This is a genomic window from Nocardia sp. NPDC050717 (assembly GCF_040654275.1).
GTDB lineage: Bacteria > Actinomycetota > Actinomycetes > Mycobacteriales > Mycobacteriaceae > Nocardia.
Genome location: NZ_JBFAHR010000003.1, coordinates 503069 through 516212, shown reverse-complemented (window position 1 = coordinate 516212; position 13144 = coordinate 503069). Strand labels below are relative to the sequence as shown.

The window sequence follows — 13144 nt, the reverse complement described above, 5'->3', positions numbered from 1 at the left end:
CACCGTGGCTTGCTCCTTCGTCGCCTGCGCCACGGCGCCTGATCGGCGGGACGGCCGCGACCCGCCGACTGCGTCGGCGGACCCTCCTCGAGGTCGGGTCGTGCGGGCCGGGTTCGGGCGGTGGGTGCGGCTCAGATCGGGGGCTCGGCCAGCCAGCCGCCCATCGCTACAGTGCGGAAATGGGTTGTGAGCGTGTTGGTCTCGTCGATGACGTGCAGCGCGACGGCCGGATCGGGGGCGTAGTCCATCACCTTGTGCGGCAGCGTCACCTCCCATTCCCCGCCGAGGACGGAGGCGGTGCTCGGGCAGGTGATCATCGGTTTGCCCGCGAAGGTGGTGGCGATGGGGGAGTGCGCGTGGCCGGTGAGGACGCCGATGACGCGGGGATCCCCGGCCACCACGGCGGCGAGGCGGGCGGGTTCGGCGAGGGCGATCACGTCGACGACCGGGCTGGCGACGGGACGCGGCGGGTGGTGCAGCGCGATGAGGATCGGGCCGTCCGGTGCGGTGGCGAGCGCGTCGGCGAGCCAGTCGTAGGTCTCCTCGGCCAGCAGGCCGCTCGGTTCGCCGGGGATGGTGGAGTCGAGCATGAGGACGGTGAGCGCGCCGACGCGGTGGACGCTGTTGATCGGTGCGTCCGAGGCCGGTTCGCCCAGCAGTTCGGTGCGGAAAGCGGTGCGATCGTCGTGATTGCCCGGCAGCAGGCAGACGGGGATGTCGGCGCGCAGTGCCAGCCGCGCCTCGGCGTACTGCTCCGGCTTCCCGGAGTCGGTGATGTCGCCCGTGACGAGGATGACGTCGGGCCTGCGGGGCAGGTCGGCCAGATAGGCCATCACCCGCTCCACGCGCTCGGTGTTGCGCGGGGTGAGATCGAAGTGGGTATCGCTGAGCTGAGCCGCCAGGATCATCGGCAGTCGCTTTCTTCTCTGGGATCGCTCCGTTGCGTCAGAGTGTGCCGGTATGACTCGTCGGCACCTCTCAAGGCTAGATGACCTGCGTATATCCGTCTTCATGAGGCGTACCACGGGTCGAAACCTCATCGGTGGTCTGTGTCACTTCTCACGCTCGGCGAGGTATTGCAAGACGCGCAGGAACGTGCGCCGATCCTCGGCGGGCACGTCGGCGAGCAGCCGCTGCTCCTGCTCCTGGATGTCGCGCTGGGCGCGGTCACGCAGACGCGCGCCGGCCGGGGTGCTTGCCCGGCACGCGCGGGCGGTGCGGATGAGCGCCGCTGCGGCGCGCGGCCTGGACGACCCGGCCGTGTGGGAGGTGCGCCCGGCCGCCGACCCGGTCTGTGATTTCCTGAGCTCGGCCAAGGACGTCGTCGCGGCCTTCGCCGAGCCCGGCGCGCTCGCCCGGACCCTGGCCCTGCCCGAGATCCCGCCCGGCCGGTTTCCGGCCACCGCCGCCCTCGGCTTCCATCTGATCGACAGCGTCGTCCACGCCTGGGACGTCGCCCGATCCGTCGGCCGTCCGGTCGAGCTCGACGCCGACCTGGCGCCGACCGCCCTGCGCGTCGCGCTGGCCGTGCCGGGTGGGACGTCGCGGGAGCGCCAGGGCGCGGCTTTCGGTCCGGCGCTCGACGTGCGGGCCGAAGCGGCGCCCCTCGATCGCATCCTGCGCCTGCTCGGCCGCTCGCCGCAGTGGCGGCCGTCGCCCGCGGGTGGCGCCGCCGCACCCGAATGGCCGACGATGGGGAGATGACGCGTACCGACCGAGCCGATGTCTTCGAGGCCGCGCGCGGCCGCCTCGAGGCGATCGCCTACCGGCTGCTCGGCTCGGCCGGCGACGCCGAAGACGCGGTGCAGGACACCTACCTGCGCTGGCACGCGGCCGACAAGGACCTGATCGAGACGCCGGAGGCCTGGCTGACGAAGGTACTCACCAACCTCTGCCTCAACCAGCTCACCTCCGCCAGGGCACGCCGGGAAACCTATGTGGGCCAATGGCTTCCGGAGCCGGTACTGGCCGGCGACCGGATGCTCGGTCCGGCCGAGACCGTCGAGCAGCGCGAGTCGGTGTCGCTGGCGATGCTCACCCTGATGGAGCGGCTCTCGCCCAACGAGCGCGTGGTGTACGTGCTGCGCGAGGCGTTCGGCTATCAGCATCGGGAGATCGCCGAGCTGCTCGACCTCACCGAGTCGAACTGCCAGCAGATCTATCGGCGCGCCAAACAGCACGTCGGCGGACGCTCGCGCGCGAGCGTCGACTCCGCCACCGCCCAGCGGATCGTCGAGGAATTCCTGGCCGCCGTCCTCAGCGGCGACACCGACCCGCTGATCCGGCTGCTCGCCGACGACGCGGTGAGCGTGGCCGACGGCGGCGGCCGCGTGCCTGCCCGCAAGACCCCGGTCGTCGGCGCGTTCGCGATCGCCCGCTACCTCTCGCACGTGTTCCGCCGGACCCCGGCCAAGCTCACCTACGTCGGCGGCGAACCGGTGTTCTACGCGGACGTGGTCAACGGGGAGCCCGCGGTGCTCGCGGTGGTCGACGACCGGATCATCACCGTGCTGAGTGTGGTCGCGACGCCCGACGGCGTCGCCGCGGTGCACCTGCAGGTCAATCCCGAGAAGCTGGACCGGCTCAACCGGCAGTGGGTGGCCGCGGGACCGCATCGGCCGCTCGCCGTCGTCTGGTGACCCACATCACAGCGCCGCGCTGTCAGGGATCGCGTGCCTGTCCGGTTCAGGAGGGGAGTCCATCCCGATAGGAGCGAGCCATGAAGCACCGCATTGTCGTCCTCGGAGCCGGGTACGCCGGAGCTACCACCGCCGGTCGTCTCGCGAAGCGGCTGCACCGCGACGACGTCGAGATCACCCTCGTCAGCGCCGACGCCGATTTCGTCGAACGGGTGCGCATGCACCAGCTCGCGGCGGGCCAGGAGCTGCGGCAGCGGCCGCTGCGTGAGCTGTTCGCGGGCACCGGTGTGCGGGTGGTGAACGAGCTGGTCACCGCGGTCGACGTGGACCGCCGGATCGTCGAGCCGGCCGACGCCGAACCGCTGGCCTACGACTCGCTCGTCTACGCGCTCGGCAGCACCGGCGCCACCGACGTGCCCGGTGTCGTCGAGCACGCCCACAGCGTGGCGGGCAAGCAGGCGGCCCTGCGGCTGCGCGCCCGGCTCGAGACGCTGGCTCCCGGCGCGACGGTCCTGATCGTCGGCGGCGGCCTGACCGCGATCGAAGCGGCCACCGAGATCGCCGAGGCGCACCCGGATCTCGCGGTGACGATCCTCGCGCGCGGCGGGGTGGGGGACTGGCTGCACGAGAAGGCGCAGCGGCACCTGCGCACCGTGTTCGACCGGCTCGGCATCACCGTGCGCACCGGCACCGACGTCACCCGGGTCACCGCGAACGGCGTGATCACCGGCGCGGCAACGGAACTCGACGCCGACGTCACGGTGTGGACGGCCGGTTTCGCCGTGCACCCGATCGCCGCGGCGTCCGGCCTGACCGTGTCGGACACCGGCCGGATCGTCGTCGACATCACCATGCGGTCGGTCTCGCACCCCGAGGTCTACGCCGTGGGCGATGCCGCCCAGGCCCCCGGACCGGACGGCCGTCCGCTGCGCATGTCCTGCGCCGCGGGCACGCCGATGGGCTGGCGCGCCGCCGACGCCCTTGCCGCCCGGCTCACCGGAGGAACGGCGCCCGAGGACCCGATCGGCTATGCCGCGCAGTGCATCAGCCTCGGCCGCCGCGACGCCGTCTTCCAGCGCGTGAGCTTCGCCGACGAGCCCACCTCGACCGTCCTCACCGGCCGGCTCGGCGCCCGCGTCAAGGAATTCATCTGCGCGGGCGCTGCCTGGGGCGTCGGCCACCCGACCGTGCTGATGCCGACCCGGCGTCGGCGGATCGTCGCGGCGGGAGCGCCCGACGGTAGAATCGCCGCACGCTGATCGCCTGCGAGGTCCGACCGGTAGCAGCGCCGAGGCGCGCCGAGCTGCCGGTCGGATTATGTTGCTGCGCAAGAGGTTACGGATGGCGCCGGCAAGCCTTTCACCGAGGAGCATTCGCGGCTCGAGTTGCTCCCCGTCGGCCGAGCTGGTTCCCGACGCCACCGGCCACGAACAGTCCGCGGGGCGCCGAGCCGCCGGTGGACCCGAATTTCGGCCGGCCGGGTCGCCGGGGCGCCGTCAGTGCCTGGCGGCCGTACCGCGAACGCGCTGAAACTCGCGGCCGCGAAAAGCGTTCGGTCGGCGCGGGTGCTCAGCCGTTGAGCGCTGACAGCCGCTGGTTCGCGGTGGTCAGCAGGTCGGCCGCCGCGGCCGGGTCGGCGCCGAGCGGTTCCCAGAAATCGGGGCCGGGGGTGGCCCGGACGTCGAGGACCGGTGGGGTGAGCCAGTCGGCGTCCAGGCGCAGCTGCCAGGAGTGCAGGTGGGTGCGGGGGAAGGCGGCGGTGCGGTCGAAGAGCGGGTCGCCCAGGATGGGGTGGCCGATCCAGGCCAGCTGGACGCGGATCTGGTGCCGCCGACCGGTGACCGGGGCGAGCGCGAGCAGCGTGTGCTCCCCGTGGGTGGCCACCGTGGCGAAACGGGTGAGCGACGGATAGTTCTTCGCCGCGAGCAGGTCGGCCTCGTCGACGAACCAGCGCCCGCCCGCACGGCGGATCGCCTCGCGCGGTGCCGCGATCCGCACCCGGTTCTTCCGCCCGACACTGAGCGGCAGGTCGAGTTCGCCGCGCTCGGGCAGCTCGGTGCCCGCCACGATCGCCAGGTAGGCCTTGCGGGCGGTCTGCTTGTTGAACTGCTTGGTCAGCGGCCCGTGCGCGGCCAGGTCGGTGGCCAGCAGCACCAGCCCGGAGGTCACCTTGTCGATCCGGTGCACCGGGTACAGCTGGGTGCCCGCCGCCTGCGCGAGCTCGACCAGGTCGGTGTCGTGCCGCTCGCCGGTCACCGAGATCCCCGCGGGCTTGTTCAGCGCGAGTACGGCGTCGTCGGCGTACACGGTGTACCGCTCGCGTACGGTCTGCCAGTCCATCTCCACGACGACACCCTAGAGAACGGTGTGCGTGGCCGCCGCTAGGAGGCCGAGCGCAGCCGGTGCGGGCGCAATCGGTTGAAGCCGCGGACCCGCACGCTGCGCAGATGCCGGATGGCGAATTCGGGGTCGCCGTCGAGCGCCTCGGCTGCGGCATCGTCGATGAGGATGTTGCCGGGCCGCGCTACACCGGTGAGGCGGGCGGCGATGTTGACCACCGAGCCGTACAGGTCGCCGAAGCGCTGCAGCACCTCGCCGTAGGCGAAGGCCACCCGCAGCTCCGGCGTCCCGCCGACCAGCATCGTCGATTCCTGGATGGCGAGCGAGATGCGCGCCGCGGCCACCGCGCTCTCGGCCGCGAACATCACCTCGTCGCCGACGTTCTTGATCACCCACCCGCCGTTGTCGGTGATCGCCGAGGTGGTGGTCGACTCGAAAGCCTCCAGCAGCGTGGACAATTCGTCGGGATGCAGGTGCCGGGTGAGCCGGGTGAAGCCGACCATGTCGGCAAATCCGACGGCCAGGGTGCGCAGCGTGTCGCCGCCCACCTCGGCGTCGATCGAACGGGCGACCGCCGCCGCCAGATGCCTGCGCCACACGTACGACTGCAGCTGCTCGATGCTCGACATGGTGGATTCGGTTGCGGCGCTGATCCTTTCCTCGAGCGGGATCGCGGGATCGCCCGCCGCGGCGCGCGCCTTGATCTCGGCGAGCACCAGATCGGCCTGCCATTCGGCCAGCCGCGCCATGCCCTGGCCGATCGTGCGCGCGGCGGCGGCCTGCTGGCGGATGTCGGAGGCCGCAACGACTTTCATGCTGCGGAAGTTGGTGACGGCGGTGATGTCGAGCTGGGTGTAGTCGACCTCGTCGTTCTCGTTGGCGGGGAAGCCGAGCGCCGTCCACAGCCGCCGTGATTCGACCTCGGGAACGCCGGACTGCTCGGCCACCTGGGTGCGGGTGTACCGGCGCGGCCCGGCCAGCAGCGCTTCCTCCACCGTGCGCTGGACCAGCTCGTTCATCTCGGCATCCGACATAGCAGTGACTCTACGGCGCGCGGCGTCGCCGCAGGTCACACCGATGCGGCGTTGGGTGTCGTCACAGTCGTGGCCGTGTCGAGAGTGACCCCGGGCACACTCGCCGCCCACCCGCGCCGCTGACCTGGATCCTTACCTCGAGGTGCGGAACTCCGGTGCCGAGTGCGTACTTGCCCGGCCTGTCCGCCGCGCCGACAGTGAGAACACCGCGGCGGTCATCGGGCCCGCCCGTTCTCGATCGGAGTGACCATGACGAAGCCGTCGGTGACCGTGCTCGGAACCGGATCGATGGGCGCCGCGCTGGCCCGCGCCCTGCTCGCCGCCGGTCACCCGACCCACGTCTGGAACCGGAGCCAGGAGCGAACGAAAGACCTGGCCGCGGCGGGCGCGACCGCGCACCTGTCCATCGCCGACGCCGTCGCGGCGGGTTCGGTGTCCGTCGCGATCATGACCGGTTTCGACGCCACTCGTTCGAGCCTCGCCGACGCGGACCTGACCGGCCGCGACATCATCACTCTCAACAGCGGAGCGCCCACCCAGGCAAGGGAATTCGCGCGGTGGGTGGAGCAGCAGGGCGGGCGCTATCTGGGCGGTGCGATCAAGAATGTGGCCGCGGCCGTGGGTGACCCGGACACGCAGCTGTACTTCGGCGGTGACCGCGCCGTCTTCGACGCCCATCGCGAGGCATTGCGCGTTTTCGGCGGTGACCTCGAATTCCTCGGTCCAGAACCGGATCTCGCCGCACTGTACGAGGCCGCCGTCGGCGCCACCCTGCTGCCGGCGCTGCTCGGTTTCGCCGAGGGCGCCGCGCTCCTCGCCTCGCGCGGGCTGCCGGCGCGCAGCATGGTCCCGTACTCGGCGAAGTGGCTGCGGATGATCGAGTCGCTGCTGCCGACCCTGGCCGAGGAGATCGACACCAAGGACTACACCCTGGTCGGCTCCTCGATCGATCTCTTCGCGAGCGCGCTGTCCGAGGACGCCGCCATCGCCGCCGAGTCCGGCGTCGACCTGTCCTGGCACGCCCCGATGCACGAGCTGCTGCGGCGCGCCGTCGCGGAGGGGCGCGGCGCACAGAGCGTCACCGCCCTGTTCGAATTGCTCGCCCCGCGTAGGTGATTCAGTACAGCACGCTGTACGTGGCGGACAGCGTGAACCCGTGCTCGCCGACCTCGCAGGTGACGGTGCCCTGATAGCCGACACCGCACGTGGCGTTGCCCGAGGTGACGCGGTGGCCCTCGGGCAGCACCTTCGCCTCGGGGTGGGTGAAGGTCGGGCTCGCACTGTCGACGTAGTGCGCGGCCTCCAGCGTCCCGACCCGCAGCTGGTCGGCCCAGTCGGGCGCGTCGATCGGGACCGCGTCACAGCCGGTCGGGCCGTTGTTCCAGTAGATCGCGCAGTGCCGTCCATCCGGGGTGCGGAAGAAGACGTTGCCGCCGTACGGCTCGGACACCACGTACTCCGCGCGGTCGACCGGCGTGTAGTCCCACAAGCCCGATTGCGCGTGCGCCGTGCCCGCCGCCAGCATCACCGCCGCCCCCGACAGCACCGCGAGCGTGGATCGATTCCCCATGAGAGCCCTCCCTTGTCTCGTCTACCTGGTGTTTCGCCGAGCGCGCCGACATCGTTAACCCGCGGGTATCCGTTCCAGGTCCGCGCCTGTGGATGTCTGGGTATGGTCGGCGCACAGTGCCATGAGCTGGAGGTGGAGTCGGTGGGTATCAAGCAGCGGGCCGCGGTGCGGATGACCGAGGAGGAGATCGCGCGCTTCCTCGATCGCAGCCGGGTGCTCACCCTGGCCACCCTCGACGCGGCGGGCAAGCCGCACCTGACGGCCATGTGGTTCGGCCACATCGACGGCACCATCTACTTCGAGACCAAGTCGAAGTCGCAGAAGGCGGTCAACCTGCGCCGCGACCCCACCCTCACCTGCATGGCCGAGGCGGGCGACACCTACGACCAGCTGCGCGGCGTCGCCATCGAGGGCACCGCCCACCTCATCGAGGACACCGACGACGAGGAGTACTGGAAGGCGGGCATCGACATCTACGAGCGCTACGTCGGCCCGTACAGTCCCGAGGTCCGCCCCTTCGTGGAGGCCATGATGAACAACCGCATCGTGGTGCGCGTCGAACCGACCCGCGTACGGTCCTGGGATCACCGCAAACTCGGGCTGCCCGCCATGCCGCTCGGCGGCAGCACCGCGGAGTCGCCCGCACCGTGACCGAGTAGTTCGGCCAGCATCGCCGACGCCTCGAGGAGCGCGAGCGAACGGGCCGTGACGGCGGCGTCCCTGGCGGCCAGCGCCCGCCGCACGTCGGCGGTGTCACGGCGGAATTCGGGCATGATCGCGCGGATCTGCGGGATCCGATAGCCCGCCCTGCGCAGCTGACGGACGATGCGGACATCGCGTACCTGGGCCGGGTTGTACTGTCGCGCAGTCCCTTTCGAGGCCGGGCGGTCCGGCACGGCCAAACCTTCCGCGTCCCAGTGCCGCAGCGTCGACGTCCGGACGCCGAGTGCCGCGGCGAGTTCGGCGATGTTCATCGCATCGGCCGCGCGGACATCGCTGATCTCCTCCGTGGCAATGGCTTCCGCGGCGGCGCGGGCCAGCGCGAGGTCGACGCGCTCGCCGTGCAGGCCTGCGTGGGCTTCGTCGAGCGCGGCCAGCGCACGTGCCCGCGGGCCGGTGTGCACGATCCGCAGGAGCCGCTTCGCCGCCACCGGGCCCAGCGCCGCCGCGAGCGCGCGATAGGCCAGCGCCGAGCGGAGGTGGATCTCCCGATACACCCGGTGGCCGCCCGCCGTGCGATCCGCCGGCGGTAACGCACCGTCGCGTTCGAGATTGCGCACCTGCTGCACCGAGTACCCGGCGCGGCGCGCGACGTCGACCGTACGGCCGACAGGCGAGTTGAGGTTTCGCATCCACAATCCCTCGTCAGTGCGGAAAAAGTCCACACTAGCGCTTCAATGAGACGCTCGAACCATGACGATAGACGACATCATCGAATTCCTCGGTTCGCTCGACGGCGTGCTGATCCTGCGCCCGGAAGCGGGCAGCGACGCACCGGAGATCAGCTGGGGCGATTCGTTCTGCTACTACGCGCCCGACGGCGTCGTCCCCACCACGGTCCAGCCCTTCGCCACCATCGTGACCAAGCAGTACCCCGACGAGCACGACACCGGCCTCGACCGCCCCGGCGCCTTCCGGGTCAATATCGCCGCCGGTCGTGACGTCTTCACCGAATGGACCGGCCACGCACCGGGCCGGGCACCAGCGCGACCCGCGACCGACGACACGGTGGTGGCGCATCCGACCTACGGATCGGCGGGCTGGCTCGCCGTCGTCAATCCGGGCGAGCGCACGGCCGCCGCGATCCGGGAACTCCTCACCGCGGCGCACGCCCGCGCGCTGACCCGTTTCGAGCGCCGGTCGTCGTGACGCGGGCTCCTGACACGCGGGAACAGTCCTGTTCACGAAGCGTGTTCGGTGTCAGCATGAGGGCATGAGATCGGACGAGGTCATAGTCGGCGGCCCCACCTTGTCGACCGCGGCGGTGTCGCGGCGGGAGTCGTTCGAGCTGTGGTCCTCGATCGTCAGCGACGCCATGGTCGGTTGCTCGATGGAGCCGCTCGACGACGGTCCGTTCCACGGTTCGCTGACCCCGAAGGTGAGCTCGGGGACGTTGTCGATCGCCCTCGTGACGAACTCCGCCGAGCGCGCCCGGCGCACGCGCGCCCACATCTCGCGCGCTCCGGAGTCGGCCGCGATCATCGGCGTGACGCTGTCCGGCGTCGCGCACGTGACCGGTGACGGGCAGACGATCCGGATACCGCCCGGCGCGATGTTCATCGTCGACGGCGAACATCCGCAGGAGGTGCTGACCTCCGCCTACCAGGGCATTCTCATGCGGGCACCCAAGGACGCGCTGCTGCGTTCGTCCGGGCTCGCCGCGGATGATTTTCCCGCCGTCCTCGGCGTCGAACCGGTCGCGCACGGCGCGCTGGCGACCGAGTACTTCCGCAGGCTCGTCACCTTGCCGCCCGAGACCGCCGGAATGGTCCAGCTGCTCGACGCGGGCATCGAACTGCTCGGTGCCGCGCTGGCCATCGGCAGCGGTCACGCGCCGTCGGGCCAGTCCGGTCAGACACTCGACCGTGAGCAGCTGGTCCGGTATCTCCGGGCGAACCTGGCCGATCCCCGGCTGACCGCGCAGAGCATCGCCGACGCGTGCGGCATGTCGCGCCGCAAGATGTTCCGTGCCATCGGCTCGGACGAGGGCGGTCCGATGGCCCTGCTGCGCAGCATGCGCGTCCAGCACGCCCGCGAGCTGCTGATCGCCGGCCCGGACCGGACCATCTCCTCGGTCGCCCGAGCGTGCGGCTTCTCGACCGACCGGCACTTCTACCGTGTCTTCCGCGGCGAGACCGGGATGACGCCCGCCGAGTACCGCGAGTACATCCTCTCCCGGCCGCGCCCCGCCTGACGCATTCGTGCGAATGAAGTGGCACGTTCTGTCGCTGAATGGTTGCTGAATGTCGGTTCGCGCGTCGGACCGGTCTCCGCGGAGCCGATTCCCCGCTGTCACGCGGTACCGTGATGTGACCGTTTCACAGGCTTTCGAGTACGTGAGCGAAAGGAACGTCATGACCGTCGACCATCGTTTGCTGCTGACTGGCTCGCGCTCCAGAGGTACCTTGGGTCCGGTCGAGTTGATCACCGGAGGTCTGCTGCTCACCGCGGCGGGACTCGCGATGGTCGGCCCGCTCGTCGCCGCCCTCCTGATCCGCCGCAGCGGCTCGGCCAGGGTGGTCGAGACCGCGGCGACCACGCCGCTGATCCTGCTTTCCGTCGCCGTCACCCTCGCCCTCACCGCGGGCATCGGCATGGTGGTGACGGCGGTGCGCCGCCGCTGATCTCTGCGAGAATGCGGCGGTGGGTGACTATTTCGAACGAATCGTCGATGTCGAGGTCTCCGGCGTCGACGCGGCCGCGACGGCCGAGCGGATGGTCGACTGGATGGTCTCGCGCGGGTGGCTGACGCGGGAGATGTCCGGCGACGTGATGTACAGCCTGCAGGTCTCGGAAGGCCATGTGCCCGGACCTGATTGGGGCCAGATCACCCAGGAATGGGGTGCGGACTGGATGCCGGGACCGGTCGCGGTGATCGCCGTCCGCGACGCCCACTATCCAGGGCAGGGCGGCATCCCGCCGTCCTCGGTGGACTGCCCGCGCTGCGCGGCGACCGCGGTCATCATCGACTACCCCAACGCGTGGGAACCCGATGAGGCTGTGTGGCAACCGTTCTCGGCAGCCATCGACAACTGGAGATACACCGGCGACGGCCCGATGACCTGCCAGGCCTGCGGCGTCGACAGTCCGATCACCAGCTGGGAGTGGGCCGACGGCTTCGCCCTCGGCGCGCTGGCGTTCGACTTCTGGAACTGGCCGCCGCTGTCGGATTCCTTTGTGGCCGAGTTCGCTTCGCGCCTCGGCCACCGGATCGTCCAGCACGGCGGCAAGTTCTGAGCGGCATCGCTCAGCCGCGGTAGACCTCGACGTAGGCGTTGGTGGCCACGGCGACGATGCCCGGCCCCATGCCGGTGCAGCCCGCGGTGACGCGCTGACCCTCGGGCGTGAACGGGTAGCTGAGCGAGTAGTACGGGCCGATCGTGTACATCGGGAACGGACCACTCGCGTACAGGCCGACGCAGTCGACGTGCAGCACGTAGTTGCTGCCGCCATCGGGCTGACACGTCGCCGACGCGCCGAACATGTCCCGCTGCACGGCGCAATCCTGCGGAGCCGCCTGCGCTGACCCCGTTCCGATGATCGCCACAGCGGCCAAACCAGAAATACCAGCGGCCGCGACACGCGCCGCGGCGAATACTGCTCGTTTCATAGGGAAACTCCTCCGGTGTCATGGTGATCTTCGGGCCGCTCCGGCGAATTGTTACTCGTCCGAACGACAAGCTTGACCTGAAGTTGGGTTGAGCTCCTAACGTCCGATCTCGAATGTTGTTCCACGAGAACGGAGAAGACGATGACGGTCACGGTACTCGGTCTCGGTGAGATGGGGACGGCCCTGGCTCTCGCCACGCTGGCGGCTGATCAGCAGGTCACGGTGTGGAACCGGTCGGCGGACAAGGCCGCTCCGCTGGTGGACAAGGGCGCGCGCGAGGCCGCGACGGTGGCGGCCGCCGTGGCCGGGTCCGAGGTGGTGCTCGTCAATGTGAAGGGCGGCGAGGTCGCTGCGGCATTGTTGCGCGAGGCGGGGTCGGCATTGGCTGGCCGAACCGTCCTCAACCTGACCGATGGTCCCTCCGAGCAGGCGCGGGCCACGGCGCAGCTGGTGGCCGAACTCGGCGCCGACTATCTGCACGGGCAGATCATGACCATCGCCCCGGCGATCGGCTCGCCGGACGCGGTGATCTTCCTCGGCGGTTCCCGCGCCGCCTTCGACCGGCACGAAGGTCTGCTGCGGGCACTTGGCGGGCGCGCCACCTACGTGTCACCGAACCCGACCGTTCCCGTCCAGTACGGAATGGCCGTGCACGACACCATGTGGGGCCTGCTCAACGGATTCCTGCACGCTTCGGCGCTGCTCGGGAAGGCCGGCCTGTCCGTCGGTGAATTCACCGAACACGCCGAGCCGTCACTGGCCGGGATGCTGGCGATGTTCCCGATGCTGGCCACCGAGATCGACCGCGCCGAGCATGCCACCCCCTACGGCGCGCTCGTGCACCATCTGCCCTCCATCGACGATCTGATCGCCGAGAGCGCGGAGCTTGGCATCGACACGGACCTGCCGAAGTACAGCCGCGGCCTCGTCGCGCGGGCCATCGAGGCCGGTCACCGCGACGACAGCTACTCGAGGCTGGTCGAGTACTTCCGGCGCTGACGGGGCATTGCCACTTCCTGCGGTGTCGGCGGACACTGGAGGAATGGTTGACAGAGAGCAACGCACACCGTTCTACGGGGTGGTGCTGATTCTCGCGGCCCTCGGCGCATCGATGGCGGTCAGTTACTACGGGCCCACCTGGATCCGCGTCACCGTCTACATCCTCACGGCGATGATCGTCGTGGTCGGCGGTGTGATGACCTTCCGCGACTACTCGCGCTGACCCCGCGAC

Annotated in this window: 17 protein-coding genes; 11 read left to right on the top strand and 6 right to left on the bottom strand. The window is 70.4% G+C overall.

Annotation, left to right across the window (positions count from 1 at the left end):
• Positions 1-131: 131 nt before the first annotated feature.
• A complete protein-coding gene (locus AB0H56_RS10620; protein WP_357160235.1) occupies positions 132-908 on the bottom strand; it encodes a metallophosphoesterase in 777 nt (258 codons plus the stop codon).
• 52 nt (positions 909-960) lie between these two features.
• On the opposite strand from AB0H56_RS10620, the gene AB0H56_RS10615 reads away from it, so the two are divergent.
• From AB0H56_RS10615 to AB0H56_RS10605, 3 genes are all read left to right on the top strand, one after another.
• The gene (locus tag AB0H56_RS10615; protein ID WP_357160232.1) at positions 961-1704 is read left to right on the top strand and encodes a TIGR03086 family metal-binding protein; all 744 of its coding nucleotides are present in this window, start codon (positions 961-963) and stop codon (positions 1702-1704) included.
• On the top strand, positions 1701-2639 hold the full coding sequence (locus tag AB0H56_RS10610; protein ID WP_357160229.1) for an RNA polymerase sigma-70 factor: 939 nt from the start codon (positions 1701-1703) through the stop codon (positions 2637-2639). The genes AB0H56_RS10615 and AB0H56_RS10610 overlap by 4 nt, the downstream gene beginning before the upstream one ends.
• 80 nt (positions 2640-2719) lie before the next feature.
• A complete protein-coding gene (locus AB0H56_RS10605) occupies positions 2720-3898 on the top strand; it encodes an FAD-dependent oxidoreductase (protein WP_357160226.1) in 1179 nt (392 codons plus the stop codon).
• Between the two features lie 310 nt (positions 3899-4208).
• Here AB0H56_RS10605 and AB0H56_RS10600 read toward each other — a convergent pair whose 3' ends face one another.
• A complete protein-coding gene (locus tag AB0H56_RS10600) occupies positions 4209-4979 on the bottom strand; it encodes an RNA pseudouridine synthase (RefSeq protein WP_357160274.1) in 771 nt (256 codons plus the stop codon).
• Positions 4980-5020: 41 nt separating this feature from the next.
• Positions 5021-6013 carry an adenylate/guanylate cyclase domain-containing protein gene (locus tag AB0H56_RS10595; RefSeq protein ID WP_357160223.1) on the bottom strand — a complete coding sequence of 331 codons (993 nt, stop codon included), beginning with the start codon at positions 6011-6013 and terminating at the stop codon, positions 5021-5023.
• Between the two features lie 249 nt (positions 6014-6262).
• Between AB0H56_RS10595 and AB0H56_RS10590 the strand changes: the two genes are divergently transcribed.
• Positions 6263-7129 carry an NAD(P)-binding domain-containing protein gene (locus tag AB0H56_RS10590; protein ID WP_357160220.1) on the top strand — a complete coding sequence of 289 codons (867 nt, stop codon included), beginning with the start codon at positions 6263-6265 and terminating at the stop codon, positions 7127-7129.
• A 1-nt stretch (position 7130) separates the two neighbouring features.
• On the opposite strand, the gene AB0H56_RS10585 is transcribed toward AB0H56_RS10590, so the two are convergent.
• On the bottom strand, positions 7131-7583 hold the full coding sequence (locus AB0H56_RS10585) for a hypothetical protein (protein ID WP_357160217.1): 453 nt from the start codon (positions 7581-7583) through the stop codon (positions 7131-7133).
• A gap of 141 nt (positions 7584-7724) precedes the next feature.
• Here AB0H56_RS10585 and AB0H56_RS10580 point away from each other — a divergent pair, with 141 nt between their 5' ends.
• Entirely contained in the window at positions 7725-8234 is a 510-nt protein-coding gene (locus tag AB0H56_RS10580) for a TIGR03618 family F420-dependent PPOX class oxidoreductase (RefSeq protein WP_357160271.1), read from the top strand.
• Here AB0H56_RS10580 and AB0H56_RS10575 read toward each other — a convergent pair.
• Positions 8168-8935 carry a MerR family transcriptional regulator gene (locus tag AB0H56_RS10575; RefSeq protein WP_357160214.1) on the bottom strand — a complete coding sequence of 256 codons (768 nt, stop codon included), beginning with the start codon at positions 8933-8935 and terminating at the stop codon, positions 8168-8170. The genes AB0H56_RS10580 and AB0H56_RS10575 overlap by 67 nt on opposite strands.
• A 61-nt stretch (positions 8936-8996) precedes the next feature.
• On the opposite strand from AB0H56_RS10575, the gene AB0H56_RS10570 reads away from it, so the two are divergent.
• The 4 genes from AB0H56_RS10570 (at position 8997) to AB0H56_RS10555 (ending at position 11540) form a co-directional block, all read left to right on the top strand.
• On the top strand, positions 8997-9452 hold the full coding sequence (locus AB0H56_RS10570) for a DUF6194 family protein (RefSeq protein WP_357160211.1): 456 nt from the start codon (positions 8997-8999) through the stop codon (positions 9450-9452).
• A 64-nt stretch (positions 9453-9516) separates the two neighbouring features.
• Positions 9517-10497 (top strand): AraC family transcriptional regulator, encoded by a 981-nt coding sequence (locus AB0H56_RS10565; protein WP_357160208.1) that lies wholly within the window; start codon positions 9517-9519, stop codon positions 10495-10497.
• A gap of 160 nt (positions 10498-10657) precedes the next feature.
• The gene (locus tag AB0H56_RS10560) at positions 10658-10927 is read left to right on the top strand and encodes a hypothetical protein (RefSeq protein ID WP_357160205.1); all 270 of its coding nucleotides are present in this window, start codon (positions 10658-10660) and stop codon (positions 10925-10927) included.
• A gap of 19 nt (positions 10928-10946) precedes the next feature.
• Positions 10947-11540, top strand: a complete 594-nt coding sequence (locus AB0H56_RS10555) for a hypothetical protein (protein WP_357160202.1) — start codon at positions 10947-10949, stop codon at positions 11538-11540.
• A 10-nt stretch (positions 11541-11550) separates the two neighbouring features.
• Here AB0H56_RS10555 and AB0H56_RS10550 read toward each other — a convergent pair whose 3' ends face one another.
• On the bottom strand, positions 11551-11799 hold the full coding sequence (locus AB0H56_RS10550; protein ID WP_357160199.1) for a hypothetical protein: 249 nt from the start codon (positions 11797-11799) through the stop codon (positions 11551-11553).
• Between the two features lie 255 nt (positions 11800-12054).
• Here AB0H56_RS10550 and AB0H56_RS10545 point away from each other — a divergent pair, with 255 nt between their 5' ends.
• Both AB0H56_RS10545 and AB0H56_RS10540 read left to right on the top strand, forming a co-directional pair.
• Entirely contained in the window at positions 12055-12912 is an 858-nt protein-coding gene (locus AB0H56_RS10545; RefSeq protein WP_357160196.1) for an NAD(P)-binding domain-containing protein, read from the top strand.
• Between the two features lie 43 nt (positions 12913-12955).
• Complete coding sequence (locus AB0H56_RS10540) at positions 12956-13135, top strand: hypothetical protein (RefSeq protein WP_357160193.1); 180 nt, start codon at positions 12956-12958, stop codon at positions 13133-13135.
• The last annotated feature ends 9 nt before the right edge of the window (positions 13136-13144 follow it).

Excerpts from the sequence above, each read along its gene's own strand:
- AB0H56_RS10610 (WP_357160229.1), top strand. The coding sequence starts at position 1,701 with ATGACGCGTACCGACCGAGCCGATGTCTTCGAGGCCGCGCGCGGCCGC.
- AB0H56_RS10560 (WP_357160205.1), top strand. The coding sequence starts at position 10,658 with ATGACCGTCGACCATCGTTTGCTGCTGACTGGCTCGCGCTCCAGAGGT.
- AB0H56_RS10540 (WP_357160193.1), top strand. The coding sequence starts at position 12,956 with ATGGTTGACAGAGAGCAACGCACACCGTTCTACGGGGTGGTGCTGATT.
- AB0H56_RS10575 (WP_357160214.1), bottom strand. The coding sequence starts at position 8,935 with ATGCGAAACCTCAACTCGCCTGTCGGCCGTACGGTCGACGTCGCGCGC.
- AB0H56_RS10565 (WP_357160208.1), top strand. The coding sequence starts at position 9,517 with ATGAGATCGGACGAGGTCATAGTCGGCGGCCCCACCTTGTCGACCGCG.
- AB0H56_RS10620 (WP_357160235.1), bottom strand. The coding sequence starts at position 908 with ATGATCCTGGCGGCTCAGCTCAGCGATACCCACTTCGATCTCACCCCG.
- AB0H56_RS10570 (WP_357160211.1), top strand. The coding sequence starts at position 8,997 with ATGACGATAGACGACATCATCGAATTCCTCGGTTCGCTCGACGGCGTG.
- AB0H56_RS10595 (WP_357160223.1), bottom strand. The coding sequence starts at position 6,013 with ATGTCGGATGCCGAGATGAACGAGCTGGTCCAGCGCACGGTGGAGGAA.
- AB0H56_RS10585 (WP_357160217.1), bottom strand. The coding sequence starts at position 7,583 with ATGGGGAATCGATCCACGCTCGCGGTGCTGTCGGGGGCGGCGGTGATG.
- AB0H56_RS10605 (WP_357160226.1), top strand. The coding sequence starts at position 2,720 with ATGAAGCACCGCATTGTCGTCCTCGGAGCCGGGTACGCCGGAGCTACC.
- AB0H56_RS10615 (WP_357160232.1), top strand. The coding sequence starts at position 961 with ATGACTCGTCGGCACCTCTCAAGGCTAGATGACCTGCGTATATCCGTC.
- AB0H56_RS10600 (WP_357160274.1), bottom strand. The coding sequence starts at position 4,979 with ATGGACTGGCAGACCGTACGCGAGCGGTACACCGTGTACGCCGACGAC.
- AB0H56_RS10590 (WP_357160220.1), top strand. The coding sequence starts at position 6,263 with ATGACGAAGCCGTCGGTGACCGTGCTCGGAACCGGATCGATGGGCGCC.
- AB0H56_RS10545 (WP_357160196.1), top strand. The coding sequence starts at position 12,055 with ATGACGGTCACGGTACTCGGTCTCGGTGAGATGGGGACGGCCCTGGCT.